This window comes from Streptomyces sp. NPDC096105 (assembly GCF_044763335.1).
Classification (GTDB): Bacteria; Actinomycetota; Actinomycetes; order Streptomycetales; family Streptomycetaceae; genus Streptomyces.
On record NZ_JBIWGC010000007.1, the window covers coordinates 104,674 to 119,961 of the forward strand.

At 75.2% G+C, this 15,288-nt stretch carries 16 protein-coding genes; 9 read left to right on the forward strand and 7 right to left on the reverse strand.

The window, feature by feature from the left end; translation table 11 throughout:
* Positions 1-293 precede the first annotated feature (293 nt).
* Complete coding sequence (gene rho, locus ACIQ8B_RS14110) at positions 294-1,451, forward strand: transcription termination factor Rho (protein WP_403546852.1); 1,158 nt, start codon at positions 294-296, stop codon at positions 1,449-1,451.
* A 149-nt stretch (positions 1,452-1,600) separates the two neighbouring features.
* Positions 1,601-2,431 carry a nucleotidyltransferase domain-containing protein gene (locus tag ACIQ8B_RS14115; RefSeq protein WP_403546853.1) on the forward strand — a complete coding sequence of 277 codons (831 nt, stop codon included), beginning with the start codon at positions 1,601-1,603 and terminating at the stop codon, positions 2,429-2,431.
* Positions 2,432-2,516: 85 nt separating this feature from the next.
* On the opposite strand, the gene ACIQ8B_RS14120 is transcribed toward ACIQ8B_RS14115, so the two are convergent.
* Positions 2,517-3,050 carry a hypothetical protein gene (locus ACIQ8B_RS14120; RefSeq protein WP_403546854.1) on the reverse strand — a complete coding sequence of 178 codons (534 nt, stop codon included), beginning with the start codon at positions 3,048-3,050 and terminating at the stop codon, positions 2,517-2,519.
* A 41-nt stretch (positions 3,051-3,091) separates the two neighbouring features.
* Entirely contained in the window at positions 3,092-3,616 is a 525-nt protein-coding gene (locus tag ACIQ8B_RS14125) for a 2'-5' RNA ligase family protein (RefSeq protein ID WP_241911192.1), read from the reverse strand.
* 170 nt (positions 3,617-3,786) lie between these two features.
* Between ACIQ8B_RS14125 and ACIQ8B_RS14130 the strand changes: the two genes are divergently transcribed.
* The 3 genes from ACIQ8B_RS14130 to ACIQ8B_RS14140 all read left to right on the forward strand — a co-directional run bounded on the left by ACIQ8B_RS14130 (position 3,787) and on the right by ACIQ8B_RS14140 (position 5,171).
* Positions 3,787-4,236, forward strand: a complete 450-nt coding sequence (locus tag ACIQ8B_RS14130) for a hypothetical protein (RefSeq protein ID WP_403546855.1) — start codon at positions 3,787-3,789, stop codon at positions 4,234-4,236.
* Positions 4,237-4,285: 49 nt separating this feature from the next.
* Positions 4,286-4,855 carry a DinB family protein gene (locus tag ACIQ8B_RS14135; RefSeq protein ID WP_403546856.1) on the forward strand — a complete coding sequence of 190 codons (570 nt, stop codon included), beginning with the start codon at positions 4,286-4,288 and terminating at the stop codon, positions 4,853-4,855.
* A gap of 178 nt (positions 4,856-5,033) precedes the next feature.
* Positions 5,034-5,171, forward strand: coding sequence for a hypothetical protein (locus ACIQ8B_RS14140; RefSeq protein ID WP_403546857.1), 138 nt, complete (start codon positions 5,034-5,036; stop codon positions 5,169-5,171).
* 16 nt (positions 5,172-5,187) lie between these two features.
* On the opposite strand, the gene ACIQ8B_RS14145 is transcribed toward ACIQ8B_RS14140, so the two are convergent.
* Positions 5,188-6,738, reverse strand: coding sequence for a carboxylesterase/lipase family protein (locus ACIQ8B_RS14145; RefSeq protein ID WP_403546858.1), 1,551 nt, complete (start codon positions 6,736-6,738; stop codon positions 5,188-5,190).
* Between the two features lie 388 nt (positions 6,739-7,126).
* Between ACIQ8B_RS14145 and ACIQ8B_RS14150 the strand changes: the two genes are divergently transcribed.
* On the forward strand, positions 7,127-8,290 hold the full coding sequence (locus ACIQ8B_RS14150; protein ID WP_403546859.1) for a LacI family DNA-binding transcriptional regulator: 1,164 nt from the start codon (positions 7,127-7,129) through the stop codon (positions 8,288-8,290).
* Here the strand turns inward: ACIQ8B_RS14150 and ACIQ8B_RS14155 are convergent.
* Positions 8,265-8,915 carry a ThuA domain-containing protein gene (locus tag ACIQ8B_RS14155; protein ID WP_290008943.1) on the reverse strand — a complete coding sequence of 217 codons (651 nt, stop codon included), beginning with the start codon at positions 8,913-8,915 and terminating at the stop codon, positions 8,265-8,267. The two genes, ACIQ8B_RS14150 and ACIQ8B_RS14155, sit on opposite strands and share 26 nt — an antisense overlap.
* Before the next feature lie 223 nt (positions 8,916-9,138).
* Here ACIQ8B_RS14155 and ACIQ8B_RS14160 point away from each other — a divergent pair, with 223 nt between their 5' ends.
* Positions 9,139-9,543 carry a VOC family protein gene (locus ACIQ8B_RS14160; RefSeq protein WP_290008942.1) on the forward strand — a complete coding sequence of 135 codons (405 nt, stop codon included), beginning with the start codon at positions 9,139-9,141 and terminating at the stop codon, positions 9,541-9,543.
* Here the strand turns inward: ACIQ8B_RS14160 and ACIQ8B_RS14165 are convergent.
* Positions 9,540-10,253 (reverse strand): helix-turn-helix domain-containing protein, encoded by a 714-nt coding sequence (locus ACIQ8B_RS14165; protein WP_403546860.1) that lies wholly within the window; start codon positions 10,251-10,253, stop codon positions 9,540-9,542. The genes ACIQ8B_RS14160 and ACIQ8B_RS14165 overlap by 4 nt on opposite strands.
* Positions 10,254-10,263: 10 nt before the next feature.
* Positions 10,264-11,202 (reverse strand): AraC family transcriptional regulator, encoded by a 939-nt coding sequence (locus tag ACIQ8B_RS14170; RefSeq protein ID WP_290008937.1) that lies wholly within the window; start codon positions 11,200-11,202, stop codon positions 10,264-10,266.
* A gap of 81 nt (positions 11,203-11,283) precedes the next feature.
* On the opposite strand from ACIQ8B_RS14170, the gene ACIQ8B_RS14175 reads away from it, so the two are divergent.
* Positions 11,284-12,123 carry an NmrA family NAD(P)-binding protein gene (locus ACIQ8B_RS14175; RefSeq protein ID WP_403546861.1) on the forward strand — a complete coding sequence of 280 codons (840 nt, stop codon included), beginning with the start codon at positions 11,284-11,286 and terminating at the stop codon, positions 12,121-12,123.
* Positions 12,124-12,171: 48 nt separating this feature from the next.
* Here ACIQ8B_RS14175 and ACIQ8B_RS14180 read toward each other — a convergent pair whose 3' ends face one another.
* On the reverse strand, positions 12,172-13,320 hold the full coding sequence (locus tag ACIQ8B_RS14180; protein WP_290007521.1) for a YihY/virulence factor BrkB family protein: 1,149 nt from the start codon (positions 13,318-13,320) through the stop codon (positions 12,172-12,174).
* 90 nt (positions 13,321-13,410) lie between these two features.
* Here ACIQ8B_RS14180 and ACIQ8B_RS14185 point away from each other — a divergent pair, with 90 nt between their 5' ends.
* A complete protein-coding gene (locus tag ACIQ8B_RS14185) occupies positions 13,411-15,045 on the forward strand; it encodes an acyl-CoA dehydrogenase family protein (RefSeq protein ID WP_403546862.1) in 1,635 nt (544 codons plus the stop codon).
* Positions 15,046-15,288 lie beyond the last annotated feature (243 nt).

Sequence of the window (15,288 nt, forward strand, 5' to 3'; positions counted from 1 at the left end):
CCCGCGGGGCTCTCTTGCCCCGGGCCCGCACCGTGGTACGGTGCCATGAGTGCCGTGCAGCGCCCCGTCGGGCGCCGGGCCGGTCTTCACCGCCGAAACCTTCTTCACTTCGGCTTCTCACCTCCCAGCCGTCACGTCGGCCCTCGCACCGCCACGTACGGCTTTCCCCACGGTCGCACGGCGACCGCAGTGAGGTTCCCACCGCTGTGAGGCGCGCACACGCCCTCCCCGAAGACCGCGGTTCCCCCCTTCTTCGCCTTCTGCCTCTGTCCGTCCGTGAAAGGACCACTCACATGACCACCGCCCTGGACCGCCCCGCCCGTCAGACCGCCGGACGGCAGCAGCAGCCGCAGTCCGTCACCGTCACCGGTGTCCTCGACGTCGACGCGACCGGGAAGGGGCACCTGCGCGGCCCCGGCCTGGTCGCCGGTTCGTCCGACCCCGTCGTCTCCCCCGCCCTGGTGCGCCGGCACGGCCTGCGCACGGGCGACCTGGTGGAGGGCGTCCTCGGCGACCGGCGCGCGCTCACCGACGTCGCCCGCGTCGAGGGACGTACGCCCGGGTCGCTCGCGGGCCGCCCGGACTTCCGTGACCTGACCCCGGTCCACCCCCACCGGCGGCTGCGCCTGGAACACCGGGCGTCCGGGCTCGCCGGCCGCGTCGTCGACCTGCTCGCACCGGTGGGCAAGGGGCAGCGTGGACTGCTCGTGGCCCCGCCCAAGACCGGCAAGACGGTCCTCATCCAGCAGCTCGCGGCGGCTGTCGCGGGCAATCACCCCGAGTGCCGGCTGATGGTGGTGCTGCTCGACGAGCGTCCCGAGGAGGTCACCGACATGCGGCGCTCGGTGCACGGCGAGGTGTACGCCTCGACGTTCGACCGGCCCGCCAAGCAGCACATCGCGCTCGCCGAGCTGGTCGTGGAACGGGCCAGGCGGCTGGCGGAGGCCGGCGAGGACGTCGTGATCCTGCTGGACTCGCTGACCCGGCTGTGCCGCGCGTACAACAACGCGGCGGGCCCCGGCGGCCGCACCCTCAGCGGCGGCGTGGACGCGGGCGCGCTGATCGGGCCGAAGCGGTTCTTCGGCGCGGCCCGGCAGACGGAGGAGGGCGGTTCGCTGACGATCCTCGCCTCCGCGCTGGTGGACACGGGGTCGCGTGCCGACGAGTTCTTCTTCGAGGAGCTCAAGGGCACGGGCAACATGGAACTGCGGCTGAACCGCGAGTCGGCGTCACGGCGCCTGTTCCCGGCGGTGGACATCGCCCCCTCCGGGACGCGCCGCGAGGAACTGCTCCTCACCCGTGAGGAGCTGACGGCCACCCAGGGCCTGCGCCGCGCCCTGACCTCCCGCGACTCCGCGACCGACCTGGAAACCCTGCTGACCCGCCTGCGCGAGACGCCGGACAACGCGACGTTCCTCCGGCAGGTGCGGCCGACGCTGCCGAACGGCTGACGCCGGGGGCCTCGGCCGGGTCACCGCTATGATCTCGTTCATGGGCGCCTTCTCCTGAGCGGACCGCGACGGTCCACCGACATGCGCCCGGCGGGTGCCGGGCTCCGTCAGCGTGCCCGCACGCTCACCTCAGGAGACACGACCACACCATGTCCGTTCACTCCGCCCGTTCCGCCCTGGACGACCGCATCGCACGCCTGCGACAGCTCGCCCACGCCGACACCCGGCTGGAGGGCGTCCTGCTCTACGGCTCGTGGACCGTGGGCGAGGCCGACGCCCACTCCGACATCGAGGCGTACCTCTACGTCCAGGACGACCGCCTCGCCGACTTCGACGGCCCGGCCTTCCTGGCGCAGCTCGCACCGCTCCAGCTCTCCTACACCAACCTGTACGGCGTCCTCGCCGTCGTCTTCGACGACCTGATGCGCGGCGAGTTCCACCTCACCCCCGCCGGTCCCGGCATCGACGAAGTCCCCACCTGGCAGGGCATGGTGCACCTGCCCCGCCCCGACGACGCCGTCCTGCTCGACCGCACCGGCCGGCTCACCCGGGCCGCCCGGCAGCTGGCCGCCTTCCAGCCGCCCGAGCCGGTGACCACCGCCCAGCAGCTCACCAACGAGCTGACCAACTGGACCCTCATGCTCGCCCACGTCCTGGCCCGCGGCGAGATCGCCCGCGCCCACGCCCTGCTGCACACCGTCATCGCACCCCAGCAGCTCCAGCTCTGCCGCCTGTTGCGCAACAGCACGGCCCACTGGCTCACCCCCAGCCGCGCGCTCGAACAGGACCTGCCCGACACGGACCGTCATCGCTACGTCGCCACCACGGCCGCCGCCCGCGACCAGGACGTGCGCACGGCGGCCCGCAACAGCTGGCACTGGAGCCGCGACCTGGCCGCCGAGGCCGCCGACCGCTGGGCCGTCCACCTGCCGCACCGACTCCACGAACACATCAGCAACCGCCTGAACGGTCCTCGCTGACCACATCCGCCGGGGCTCCCGGACCCGTCCGGGAGCCCCGGCCCGGCGGCCCCGGCCGGCGCGCAACGCCGGCTGAGACCGCCTTTCACAGCCGCTCACCCACCGCGGGGGCCTCCGGCGGATGCGGTCCGCCGCCGTCCTTGATGTCGTCCTCGCAGGTCCGTCGGTCGTGGGCCGACTGATCGTTGGGGATCAGCAGCACCTCGGCGACCCGTTCGGGGTGGGCGACGCCGAGGTAGTAGTCGCCCGTGTAGGCGCCTTCGGGACCGGACGTCTGAGCCGAATGGACCGTCTGACAGCCCAGGACCGCGCGCTCCTTGTCCACCGCGCAGACGTCGACCGCGGGTTCGCGCCCCAGGACCCCGGCTCCGTGGAAGCGGATGTCGAAGTGGATGTGGTCGCCTTCCGCGGGCACCTGCGGGTGAGGTTCCCTGCGCCATCCGGGCACCTCGGCGGTGACGCCGACGGGCCGCCCGTTCTCGTCCTCGATCTCCACCCGCACCCCCGCCTCCCCGCGCTCCGCCGTCGTGTCGGTGCAGCTCCACAGGAGACCGCAGCCGGACAGGGTGAGCGTCGCCAGGGCCGATGACGTGCCGACGAGTATGCGTGCGAGGGCCATGAAGGACGACCTCCGGTGAGCCGGACGAGGATGAGGACGGGTCAGGGGCGGGGGTGCAGGATCTCCAGCGTCCCCGTCTCCGTGTCGAAGCTGCGCAAGGTCGTGAGGTGGGCCGACAGCGGGAGGGGCGGGAGGAGTTCGGGGACGCGGCGGCCGGCGAAGGCGCCGGGGCGGCGGGTGCGGCCGAGGGTGATGTGCGGGCTCCAGTTCCCCGGTGCGTGGAGGGGGTTGAGGGTCTCGGGCCGGTTCTCCGAGGTCACCGCGTCCCACACCTTGCGGTGCAGGCCGGCCAGCGCGGGGTCGAGTGCGAGCGACCAGGCCAGGACGGACGTGGGGCGCTCGAAGCGGATCACGCCCTCGAAACGGACCGGCAGAGGCAGTTCCGCCGCCGCCCCGGCCAGCTCCCAGCGGATGGGAGCCGTCAGCTCCGGGCAGGCGGCCAGGGTGAGATGGGGGCTGTTGGTGGGTGAGCGGTGGCGCGCCTGACTGGGCAGCCCGGCGTCCGCGAGCCGTCGCCAGGCCTCCCTGACCGCCGAATCCGCCGCCTCGTCCAACAGAAGTTCCACCGTGCGCACCCCGGCAGCCTACTTGTGCGCCGGTGCGCCTTCCGTGCATCGAACGGCACGTTGCGAGTGGGTCAAGGTCCGCGACTTCGCGCGCCTCCGCACGTTCCATGACAGGCATGGTGCGCAGAAGAGCAACGTCCCTTGCCGTCAACGCCGTCACCGCCGTTGCCGTGGTGCTTCTTTCCGTCGCCTCGTGCGCCTCCGGCGACGGCGGGGGCGGTGAGGACCGGCCCACGAGCGGGGCCGACGCCAGGGCGTCCACGTCGAGTTCCCCCGCACCGCCGCCCCCGCCCTCGCCGACCGGGCCCTGTGCCGACGGGTCGTGCGAGATCACGGTCGGCGCCGGGGACGTCGTGGAGGTTCCCGAGACGTACGGGCTCGGGCCGATCGAGGTCACGGCGGTCGCCGGGGACGAGGTCGAGATGGTCGCGCCGGTCCCCGGGTCGGGCTACAGCATCGCCGGCTGTTCCGGGGGCGGCGGCGTGACGTCGCACGGCGGCGGAGGCGTCCGGCTCCGCTGCGGTGAGGGGCCCGCGGCGACCCTGAACGACGTCATGAGCCTCGAGGTGGTCGAGGTGCGGGGCAGGACGGCTGTGCTCCGCATCGCACCCGCCCCCTGACCCCGGGGCGGCGAAAACCGTTGGCGGGTCCGTGCCGCCGCGGTCGAGCATGGGGCGCATGACCGACACACCCGCGCGATGGACCCAGGCCACCGTCCACCCCGACATGTGGACCGACCCGGACGACGACCCCCGGAACAACGAGGGGCCGGGCCCGGACGGTGAGCTGCCGACGCTCAAGGAGGTGCTGCGGGACTACCGTCTGACACTGCTCATGAAGTGCGAGGGTCTCACCCCGGAGCAGCTGGCGCGGCGGTCGGTGCCGCCGTCGACGATGTCGCTGCTCGGACTGGTGCGGCACCTCGCCGAGGCCGAGCGGGACTGGCGGAACTGGATCAGCGACGGCGAGCCGCTGCCGAAGCTGTACGGCCGGCGGGACGCGGACTTCGACGAGACCGTGGGCGAGCAGGCCGCGGTCGCCGCCGCGTACGCGGATCTGGAGCGGGAGCAGGCGGCCACCGACGTCGCCCTCGACGCGCATCCGGACCTCGGCGAGCGCCTCGGGCGGGAGAACGTCGCGGTGCGGGAGCTGCTCGTGCACCGGATCGAGGAGTACGCCCGTCACTGCGGCCACGCCGACCTGCTCCGCGAGTGCGTCGACGGCCGGGTGGGGCAGTAGCGGAGACGCTTCCGGCAGCACCGGCCCCGACGACACCGCCCCCGGCAGCGCCGGGCCGCCTGCACGCTGCGCTGCGGCATGCCGGTGGCGCACCAAGGGAGAGAGGTCCGCTTCGCCCGTGTCGTGCCGGGGTTGTGTCCGAGCACGGGCCGGTCGGGAGGCCGGGTCTGCCCCCCGCGTGGACGGCCGCCGCACGAAGTTCGTGCGGGTGCCGGCGGACCACTGCCCCAGCGACGGCCGGGACGACCTGGCCCTGCTCGCCCTGCGCGTCCCGGCCGGCACCCGCTGCCCGCGGCCGGGCCTCCCGGAGGGCTGAGTCTCCCCGGGACGCCTCAGGCGCGTCGCGGCGCGCCGCCGCGGCGCAGCCGGCGGATGACCGGGCGGACCTCGGGCGGGGGCGGCTCGTGCGCGGACCGCTCCGCGGCGGGCGGGGTCCACAGGGCCAGTTCGCGGTCGCGGGGGCCGTGGACGGTGTGCGGGGGGCCGTCGCCGTACACGTGGACCGGGTGGTGGGGGCCCCACGGTTCCCAGCCGGGACTGCCGTCGGTGACGAACCGTACCCACGCCCCGTGCAGGGCGTCGGCGAGTTCCTGCGGGGCGCCCTCGCCCGTGAGCCTGCGCGCGTCGGGGGTGCCGCCGCTGTCGAAGACGAAGCCCAGTTCCAGCGCGTGGCAGGCGCCCAGGCCGGGCCGGCCGGAGGACCAGGCGAACTCGTAGACGTACGAGGGTTCCGCGCGGCCGTCGGCGAGGCGGTGCAGGGGCGCGCGGAGCAGGTGGTCCGTGACCATCTGGCCGACGGTCTCGGCGGTGCCGGCGTCGGGACGCAGGGCGCGGTAGCCACGCGGGACCCCGCTGCCGCAGCGGCAGCGGGCCATCGCCCCGGCAAGGGCCACCGCGCCCAGGCGGTCGATGCGTTCCGTCAGGCCGCCGGGGACCAGCCAGAGCCGGTACTCGTCGCGGGTCCAGCCGGTCATCAGGGTGACGCCGGGGGCCGCGCCGCCGGTGAGGGCCTCCAGGGGATCACGCGGCACCAGGTCGCCGTCGACGACGATGCCGAAGGCGGGGCCGCCGAACAGCGGGCCGCCGAGACGGCCGACGTCGGCCTGGACGCGCAGCAGGTGCGCGCGGTCGACGGCGGCGAAGGCCTCAGCGGTGGCGGGCACCCCGAGGCGGGCGGCCATCCGGCGGACCATGCGCCGCACCTTGTCCCGGTCCGTGGACCCGGGCGGTCCGCTCTGCAGGACGGCCTGCCGTATCAGCCCCTGGGACTGCGGGGCCGCGACGAGCGCGCCCGCGCTGATGGCTCCGGCGGACTGGCCGGCCAGGGTGACCCGGCCCGGGTCGCCGCCGAACGCGGCTATCGACTCGTGCACCCACCGCAGCGCGGCGAGCTGATCGCGCAGGCCGGGGTTGGCGGGGGCGTCCGGGAAGAGACCGTACCCCTCCACGCCGAGGCGGTAGTTGAGGGAGACGAAGACGACGCCGTCGCGGGCGAAGGTGCTGCCGTCGTACACCGGGACCGCGGAGGAGCCCCTGGTCAGCGCGCCGCCGTGCAGCCACACCAGGACCGGAAGGCGGGCGTCCGGGGACGGGTCGGGGGTCCAGACGTTCAGGTTGAGACAGTCGTCGCCCTCGACGGCGGGGTCGGACAGGTACTCGGCGAAGGCCGGGGAGTACGGGGGTTTCGGCGCGGTGGGCCCGAAGGCGCCGGCGTCGCGCACGCCGTCCCAGGGCTCCGGCGGGACGGGCGGACGGAAGCGGTGCGGCCCGAACGGGGGCGCCGCGTAGGGGATGCCGCGGAACACGGCGACGCCCCGCTCCCACCTGCCCCGCACGGCGCCGTACGCCGTCGCGGTCACCGGGTCCTGCCGCTCCGCCGTCACCTCACCCACCACCCTTCGCCCGCCCGTGCGGTCGTCCGACGCACGTGCTCCGTGCGGTTCGGCCGCACCTGGAGGTCCGGTACTCCGGTCGCCGCCGGCCGGGCGCCTCCAGGCGCCGGTTCCGGCCGTCGTACCGACCGACCGTGGCGACCGGTTCCGCCCCGTCGGCCGCCCCCGGCGTCCCGGCCGCCGAACCGCCGGAAGCGCGCCGGAGCCCGACACCCGCGGCCCGGACCCACCGGTGACGACAAGAGCACCACACCGCTCACCGGCATTCCTGCCCGCACAGGGGGCGACCTCAGGCGCACGACAGGGTTCTTCCCGCCCCGCGACCGCGGTTCTACAGTAGGAAGCGCTTTCTATCCGGCGGGAGAGGTGGGTGGGCCCGATGGGCCGAACGGGGCGTGCGCGCACGGGGGCCGGACCGACCCTGGCGGTGGTGGCCCGCGAGGCGGGCGTCTCCGTGCCCACCGCCTCGAAGGTGGTCAACGGCCGGGAGGACGTCGCCCCCGAGACCCGCCGACGCGTCACGGAGGCCTTGGACCGGCTCGGCTACGTCCGCCGCCCCCGGTTCGACGAGGCGGGGGCGACGCCCCCGGTGGACCTGGTGGTGAACGCGCTCGACGACTCCGCCTCGGGCGCCGTGCTCCACGGCGCGGAGGAGGCCGCGCACGACGCCGGTCTGGAGGTCGTCGTCCGCGCCGCGCACACCCGCACCGGCTCGGAACGGCCCGGCCGCGCCTGGCTGGAACGCCTGGCGCTGCGCGGTTCGGCGGGCGTCCTGTTCCACCTCGCCGAGCCGAGCGCGGCGCAGTACGCCTGGCTGGAGCAGCACCGCGTCCCCTTCGCGCTGATCGACCCGGCGTGCGAACCGCCGCCCGGCGCGGTCTCGGTCGGCGGGGCGAACTGGCAGGGCGGGGTGACGGCGACCGAGCACCTGCTGGCGCTGGGCCACGAGCGCATCGCCGTCGTCGCCGGTCCCCCCGGCCGCACGCTGTCCGGCCGGGCCCGCCTCGCCGGTCACCGTTCGGCGCTCGCCTCGGCCGGGGTGCGCCACCGCCCCGAGTACGTGCGCCACGCCGACGGCCCGGACAGCGCCGACGAGGCCGGCGTACGCCGCCGGATGCGCGAGCTGCTCGACCTGCCGGAACCGCCGACGGCCGTCTTCGTCTGCTCCGACCGGATGGCGCCCGGGGTGTACGGGGCGCTGGCGGAGCGCGGCCTGCGGGTGCCGGACGACATGAGTGTGGTGGGTTTCGACGACCTGCCCGAGGCCCGCTGGCTCGCCCCGGCGCTGACGACGGTCCGCCAGCCGCTCGCCGAGATGGCGGCCACGGCGCTCCGTCTGCTGCTGCGCATGCGGGACGGGCACCGCCCGGAGAGCACCCGTACCGAGCTGTCGACCCGGCTGGTGGAGCGTGCGAGCACGGCTCCGCCCCCGCGTGCGAGCGCGCCCCCTCCCCCACGGCCGCCGGCCGGCCGGCCGGCGGCCGTGCTGCTCGGCGGTGCGGCGCCGTGGCGGGAGGTCAGCGGGCCACCGCGGCCCAGTTGATCCCGCCGCGCAGGTGGGCGCGGAAGAGCGGGTCGTCGTAGGCCTCGGCCGTGTGACCGAGGGCGGTGTAGAAGACACGGCCCGCGCCGTGCCCACGGCACCAGGCCAGGGGGTGGTCGTCCCCCATGGTGCCGCCGTCGTACGACGACTCGTCGGCGGAGAGCAGGACGTGCACGGCGTTCCGCGGGTTGGTGCGGAAGTCGTACCACTCGTCGGTCACCTCCCAGACGGCGGGCAGGTGCCGGGTCGCCGGGTGGCCGCGGTCCTCGACGAGCGCGCGGCCGGGCTGGATCGGGGGGTGGCTGGCGAAACGGGCGCCGAGGAGTTCGCCGTAGTAGGGCCAGTCGTCCTCGGTGCAGGCCGCCGCGTGCACGCCGACGAACCCTCCGCCGCCCTCGACGTACGCCGCGAGCCGTTCGCGGCCGGCCGGGGTGAGCACCTCACCGCTGGTGGAGAGGAACACGACCGCCGCGTACCGGTCGAGCGGCTCCTCCAGAGCCGCCGGGTCCTCGTGGGCGTGGACCTCGAAGCCGCCGAGGGTGCGCAGGGCGGCGATGCCGGCCGGGATGGAGTCGTGCCGGTAGTCGGTGGTGCGGGTGTAGACCAGGAGCGCGGGTTCGGCCATGGGCGGGAGCCTACGCGCGCGCGTGCGGCCCCTGGGCGCGGGGTTCCGCACCTCCGGCGGCCGCGGCGGCGGTTCGCCGCGGGAAGCGGGAAGGGGACTCGGAGCCGATGGACCGGCTCCGGTACGCGTACTCGCAGGACGGAGGCACCGCCCGCGGCATCGAGGGCTCACGGTGTCCGATTCGTTCAAGACACCCGGCGCCGGCCTCCCTACGGTGAGCCGCATGAACGCACGATTCGATGCCATCGGAATGGTCGTCTCGGACATGGCCGCCTCCGTCGCCTTCTACCGGCGGCTCGGGCTGTCGTTCCCGGAAGGGGCCGAGACGCAGGGACACGTGGAGGCGGAGCTGCCGGGCGGGATGAGGCTGATGCTGGACACCGAGGAGACGGTCCGGTCGTTCCACGCGCAGTGGAGGCCGCCGTCGGACGGGGGCCGTACCTCCCTGGCCGTGCGGTGCGACAGCCCGGCGGAGGTCGACGCGCTGTTCGCCGACATGCTGGAGGTGGCCGGCGCCCGCGCCGAGTTGAAGCCGTGGGACGCGGTGTGGGGGCAGCGGTACGCCGTCCTCCTCGATCCGGACGGCAACGGAGTGGACCTGTTCGCCCCGCTGCCCACGGGCGACTAGAGCTCCGTCCGGCTTCGCGCGCGCGAGTCGGGGGGCACCAGCTCCCGCAGCGACACCCCCGTCAAGCTCCGCACCTCGCGGGCCAGATGAGGCTGGTCGGCGTAGCCGGCGTGGGCCGCGGTCTCCGCGAAGGGGACGCCCGTGCGCGCCAGGGCCAGCGCGCGGCGCATGCGGAGGATGCGGGCCAGGGTCTTGGGGCCGTAGCCGAAGGCGGTGAGCGATCTGCGGTGCAACCGGCGTGCCCCGATGCCCAGCTCGTCGGCCGTCGCGGCGACCGGGCGGCCCGCGTCGAGGGCCGCGACCAGGCGGGTCAGCAGCGGGTCGGGCGGGGCGGCCGACGCGGCCAGGCCCAGGGTGACGTCCTCCAGGCCGCGCGCCGGGTGGTCCGCGGCGTGCACGCGGGCGGTCGCGCGCCGTACCTCCGCGGCCGGCCACAGGTCGGCCAGGTCCACGCGGCGGTCGCGCAGTTCGTGGGCGGGCACGCCCAGCAGGGCGGGCGCGGTGCCGGGGCGGAAGCGGACGCCGGCCCAGGCGCTCGCGGCGCCGGCGGCGTGCGCGCGGGTGTCGGGGCCGGCCACCAGCAGGCGGCCGTCGTGCCACAGCAGGTCCATGCAGCCGTCGGGCAGCACCCGGCCCGGCCCGCCGTCGCCCGACGGGACGCTGGTCCACACGGCCGCACCCGGCAGCCGTGACGCGCGCTCCCTGTACATGGGGGTCAGGTTATGCCGCGGCCCTGCCGCGCCACTCCTGCGGGCTGACGCCGAAGGCCCGCTTGAAGGCGGCGGACAGGGCGAAAGCGCTGCTGTAGCCGACCTGGCGGGCGATGGCGGCGAGGGTGTCGTCGGTGTCGCGCAGCCGGTCGGCGGCGAGGGCGAGGCGCCAGCCGGTGAGGTACGTCATCGGGGGTTCGCCGACGAGCCGGGTGAAGCGGCGGGCCAGCGCGGCGCGGGAGACGCCGGCCTTCTCGGCGAGGCCGGCGACCGTCCAGGGGCGGGCCGGGTCGTCCTGGACGAGCCGCAGCACCGGGCCGACGACCGGGTCGGACAGGGCCTCGTACCAGGCGGGCGGCTCCGCCTCGGGGCGCGCGAACCAGGCGCGCAGCGCGGCGATGACGAGGAGGTCGAGCAGCCGGTCCAGGACGACCTCCTGGCCGGGTGCGTCCCGCGTGACCTCCGCCGTCAGCAGCGGGGTGAGCGGGCACGGCCACACGTCGGCGCCGAGGGAGAGCAGCGGGGGCAGCGCGTCCAGCAGCCGGCCGCCGATCTCGCCGCGCATCCGGTAGGCGCCGATGAGCAGCACCGTCTCCCCGTCCGGACGGCCGCCCCAGGTGCGCACCCCGAGGTCCATCGAGCCGTTGAGGGGCCGCCCGTCGGGGTGGTGGCACGCGCCGCCGGGCAGGATCAGCGCCTGCGGCGCCGTGTCGGGGGCGTCGGCGCAGGTGTACGGGTCGGGGCCGCGCGCGATGGCGAGGTCCCCGGCGCGCAGCCGGATCCGTTCGCCCCGGTCGGGCAGCAGCCAGGCGTCGCCGCGTACCAGGAGCATCACCGTCAGCGGGGCGCGGTCCTCCACCCGCACCGCCCACGGCGGGTCGAAACACGCCCGGATCATGAACGCGCCCCGCGCCCGGGGCCCCTCCAGCAGACCGGTGAGTGCGTCCATGGGATCAGCGTAGACGCGGGCGTATGCGGGCGCGCCGCTCGACGATGGTTCCGCGCGCGGAACGGCGGTTGACTCGGAGGCATGAACGGGACGACGCGTACGAAGGACAGGACACTGGTGGTCACCGGGGCCTCGGGGCGTACCGGGAGCCGGGTGGCGCGGGCCGCGGAGGCGGCCGGGATGACGGTGCGGGCGGCCTCGCGCGCGACCGGTTTCGACTGGGCGGACCGGACGACGTGGGCGGGCGCGCTGCGGGGCGCCGACGCGGCCTGGCTGGCGCACCCGGCCGACGTGGGCGCGCCCGGGACCGCCGAGGCGGTGGCCGGGCTGGCGGAGGCCGCCCTGAGCCTGGGCGTGCGGCGGTTGGTGCTGCTGTCCGCGCGGGGCGAGGACCAGGCGCTGCCGGCGGAGGAGGCGCTGCGGGCGTCCGGCGCGGACTGGACGGTGGTACGGGCGGCCTGGTTCGCGCAGAACTTCAGCGAGGGGCCGCTGGCGGAGGAGCTGCGCCGCGGGGAGCTGGTGTTCCCGGCGGGGGAGGTGGCGGAGCCGTTCATCGACGTGCGGGACATCGCGGACGTGGTGGTGGCCGCGCTGGCCGACGGGGAGCGGTACGCGGGGCGGACGCTGACCGTGACCGGGCCGCGGCTGCTCACCTGGGCGGAGGCGGTGGCGGAGATCGCGGAGGCGGCGGGGCGTCCGCTGACGTACCGGGCGGTGCCGGCGGACGCCTACCGGGAGACGCTGACCGGGTTCGGGGTGCCGGACCGGGAGGCCGCCTTCCTCACCGAGGTGTTCGCGACGCTGCTCGACGGGCGCAACGCGCGCGTGGAGGACGGGGTGCGGGAGGTGCTGGGGCGGGGGCCGCGGGACTTCTCCGACGTCGTGCGGGAGGCGGCGGCGGACGGGGCCTGGAAGGAGTGACGTCGGGGAGTGACGTCCAAGAGGTCCGCCGGGTCCGCCCCCGGCGCGTCAGTCGTGGCGCTCGCCGTCCTCCCCCGGCCCGTCCCCGGTGCGGGGCTGGACGGGCTTGGCGTGGGCGCGGAGGCGGGCCGTGAGGTCCTCGGGGGGCAGGAAGCGCGACCAGCGCTCGGGGAACTCGGAGGGCATGTCGGGGTCCGCCTCCCCGGACGCGGCGGTGCGGGCGACGTACTCGGCGACCTGGGCCTGCCGCAGCCGCTCGTTGGCCTCGCGGGCCGCGGCGGTGGCCGCGGCCGGCCACACCCGGTCGATGGCCGCGTTGACGGCCGCGCCGACCAGCACGGCGAACGCGGACACGCCGATCCACAGCAGCACGGCCACGGGCGCCGCGAGGGAGCCGTAGATGGTGGGGCCCTCGACGGTGTTGGTCAGGTAGATGCGCAGCAGGAAGCTGCCGAGCACCCACATGGCGAGGGCGACCAGCGCGCCCGGCATGTCCTCGATCCACGGGGAGCGCACGGGCACGGACACGTGGTACAGCGTGGTCAGGAAGACCACGGACAGCAGGATCACGACCGGCCAGTAGAGGATCTGCACGACCGTCGTCGACCACGGCACGACGTCCACCACCGCGTCGGGTCCCGCGACCATCAGCGGCAGCGCGACCGAGCCGATCAGCAGGGCCACGATGAACAGCAGGAAGGCGAGCAGCCGGGTCTTGACGATGCCCCGGACGCCGTCGAGGCCGTACATGACGGTGATGGTGTCGATGAAGACGTTCACCGCGCGGGAGCCCGACCACACGGCGATCAGGAAGCCGAGGGAGATCACGTCGGGCCGGCCGCCCTTGGTGACGTCCCGCAGGATCGGCTCCGCGATCTCCGACACGCCCCGGTCGGACAGCACCGTGCGGGAGGCGTCCAGGAGGTTGCGCTGCACGCTCTGGATGGTGTCCGCGCCGGTCCACGCGTCGACGTAGCCGAGCAGGCCGATCAGGCTGAGCAGCAGCGGAGGCACCGACAGCAGCGTGAAGAACGCCGCCTCGGCCGCCAGGCCCAGGATGCGGTACTCCATGCACGAGTTGACGGTGTCCTTGAGCAGCAGCCAGGCCGTCCTGCGTTTGGAGACGTTCCGGTACAGGGCGCGTGCCCGGTGGAGCCGACCGGAGGGCGCGTCTGGGGATTCACTTGCTGGCTGCACGAACCAAAGGTATCCGCCACGCCCGGCGGCACTCACCCACAGGCCCGGTCCTCGCGTGAGGCGGGGCGGGGGCCGGGGTAGGTTCGCCTCATGGCAGGCACCACGCACACCGTGACCAACCAGGCCCCGCCGCTCGTCCAGTACGACGTGTTCGGCTCGGACCGGGCCCTGGTGGGGGCGGTCGAGCGGCACCTGGCGCCCGAGGCGCGGGAGGCCGGGCTCGCGGAGCTGTCGGCGCTGGGACACACGTGCGGGTCCGCCCAGGTGCAGGAGTGGGGCGCGCAGGCGAACGAGAACCCGCCGCGGCTGCGCACCCACGACCGCTACGGCCACCGGATCGACGAGGTCGACTTCCATCCTGCCTGGCACCGGCTGCTCGGCAAGGGCGTCTCGGCGGGGCTGACGGCGGCCTGGGGGCGGCCCGGCGGGCACGTGCGGCGGGCGGCGGCCTTCCTGATGTGGACGCAGGTGGAGGCGGGCAACTGCTGCCCGCTGTCGATGACCCACGCGGCGGTGCCCGCGCTGCGCACCGACCCGGAGCTGGCCGCCGAGTGGGAGCCCCGGCTGACGTCGGTGATCTACGACCGCGCCCTGCGGGCCCCGGGGCAGAAGCCCGGCGCGCTGTTCGGGATGGGGATGACCGAGAAGCAGGGCGGCAGCGACGTACGGGCGAGCACGACGGCCGCGCGGCCGCTGGCCGAGGACGGCGCCTACGCGCTGACGGGGCACAAGTGGTTCTGCTCGGCGCCGATGTCGGACGCCTTCCTGGTGCTGGCGCAGGCGCCCGGCGGGCTGACGTGTTTCCTGGTGCCGCGGGTGCTGGAGGACGGCAGCCGCAACGCGTTCCTGATCCAGCGGCTCAAGGACAAGCTGGGCAACCGCTCCAACGCCTCCGCCGAGGTCGAGTTCGACGGGACGTGGGCGCGCCGGGTCGGCGAGGAGGGGCGCGGGGTGCGCACCGTCATGGGGATGGTGGCGGCGACCCGGCTGGACTGCGTGCTGGGCTCGGCGGGGCTGATGCGGCAGGCCGTGGCGCAGGCGGTGCACCACTGCGCGCACCGGGAGGCGTTCGGCGGGAAGCTGCTCGACAAGCCGCTGATGCGCAACGTGCTGGCCGATCTGGCGCTGGAGTCGGAGGCGGCGACCACGCTGGCGCTGCGGCTGGCGGCGGCGTACGACGACGGCGGCGAGCAGGAGCGGGCGCTGCTGCGGATCGCGGTGCCGGCGGCGAAGTACTGGGTGACCAAGCGGTGCGCGCCGGTCGCGGTGGAGGCGGCGGAGTGCCTGGGCGGCAACGGGTACGTCGAGGAGTCGGGGATGCCCCGGCTGGTGCGGGAGTCGCCGCTGAACTCGATCTGGGAGGGCGCGGGCAATGTGCAGGCGCTCGACGTGCTGCGGGCGCTGCGCCGGGACCCGGGTGTGCTGGACGCGTACCTGCGGGAGGTCGGGCGGGCGCGCGGGGCGGACCACCGGCTGGACGCGGCGATCAAGGACCTGCTGACCGGGCTGGCGGACCTGGAGGGCGTCGAGGGACGGGCGCGGCGGCTGACCGAGCGGCTGGCGCTGGTGCTGCAGGGGTCGCTGCTGGTGCGGTACGCGCCGCCGGAGGTGGCGGACGCGTTCTGCGCGGGGCGGCTGGGCGGCGACGCGGGCGCCGCGTTCGGCACGCTGCCGCCCACCCTGGACCTGGCGTCGGTCGTGGAGCGCGCCCGGCCGGGGCTCTGAGGACGTCATGACACGGGGGTGGTGCTGCGCCGACACGGCACCACCCCCGCCGCCACGGCTCCCGAAGAGCCGTGCACGCCGCTCGGAGCGGCGTGGCTCGAGTCTCAACCGGTGAGCGGTCGTGTCACCAGAGTTGCAGGGGGTTGCAACGTACTGTTCCCGTACCGGTACTGAGCGTCCTCGTCCGGGGCAGACGGCAGTATGTGGTTCCACAGTGTGCGGTTCCACAGGTTTTCTTCCGGG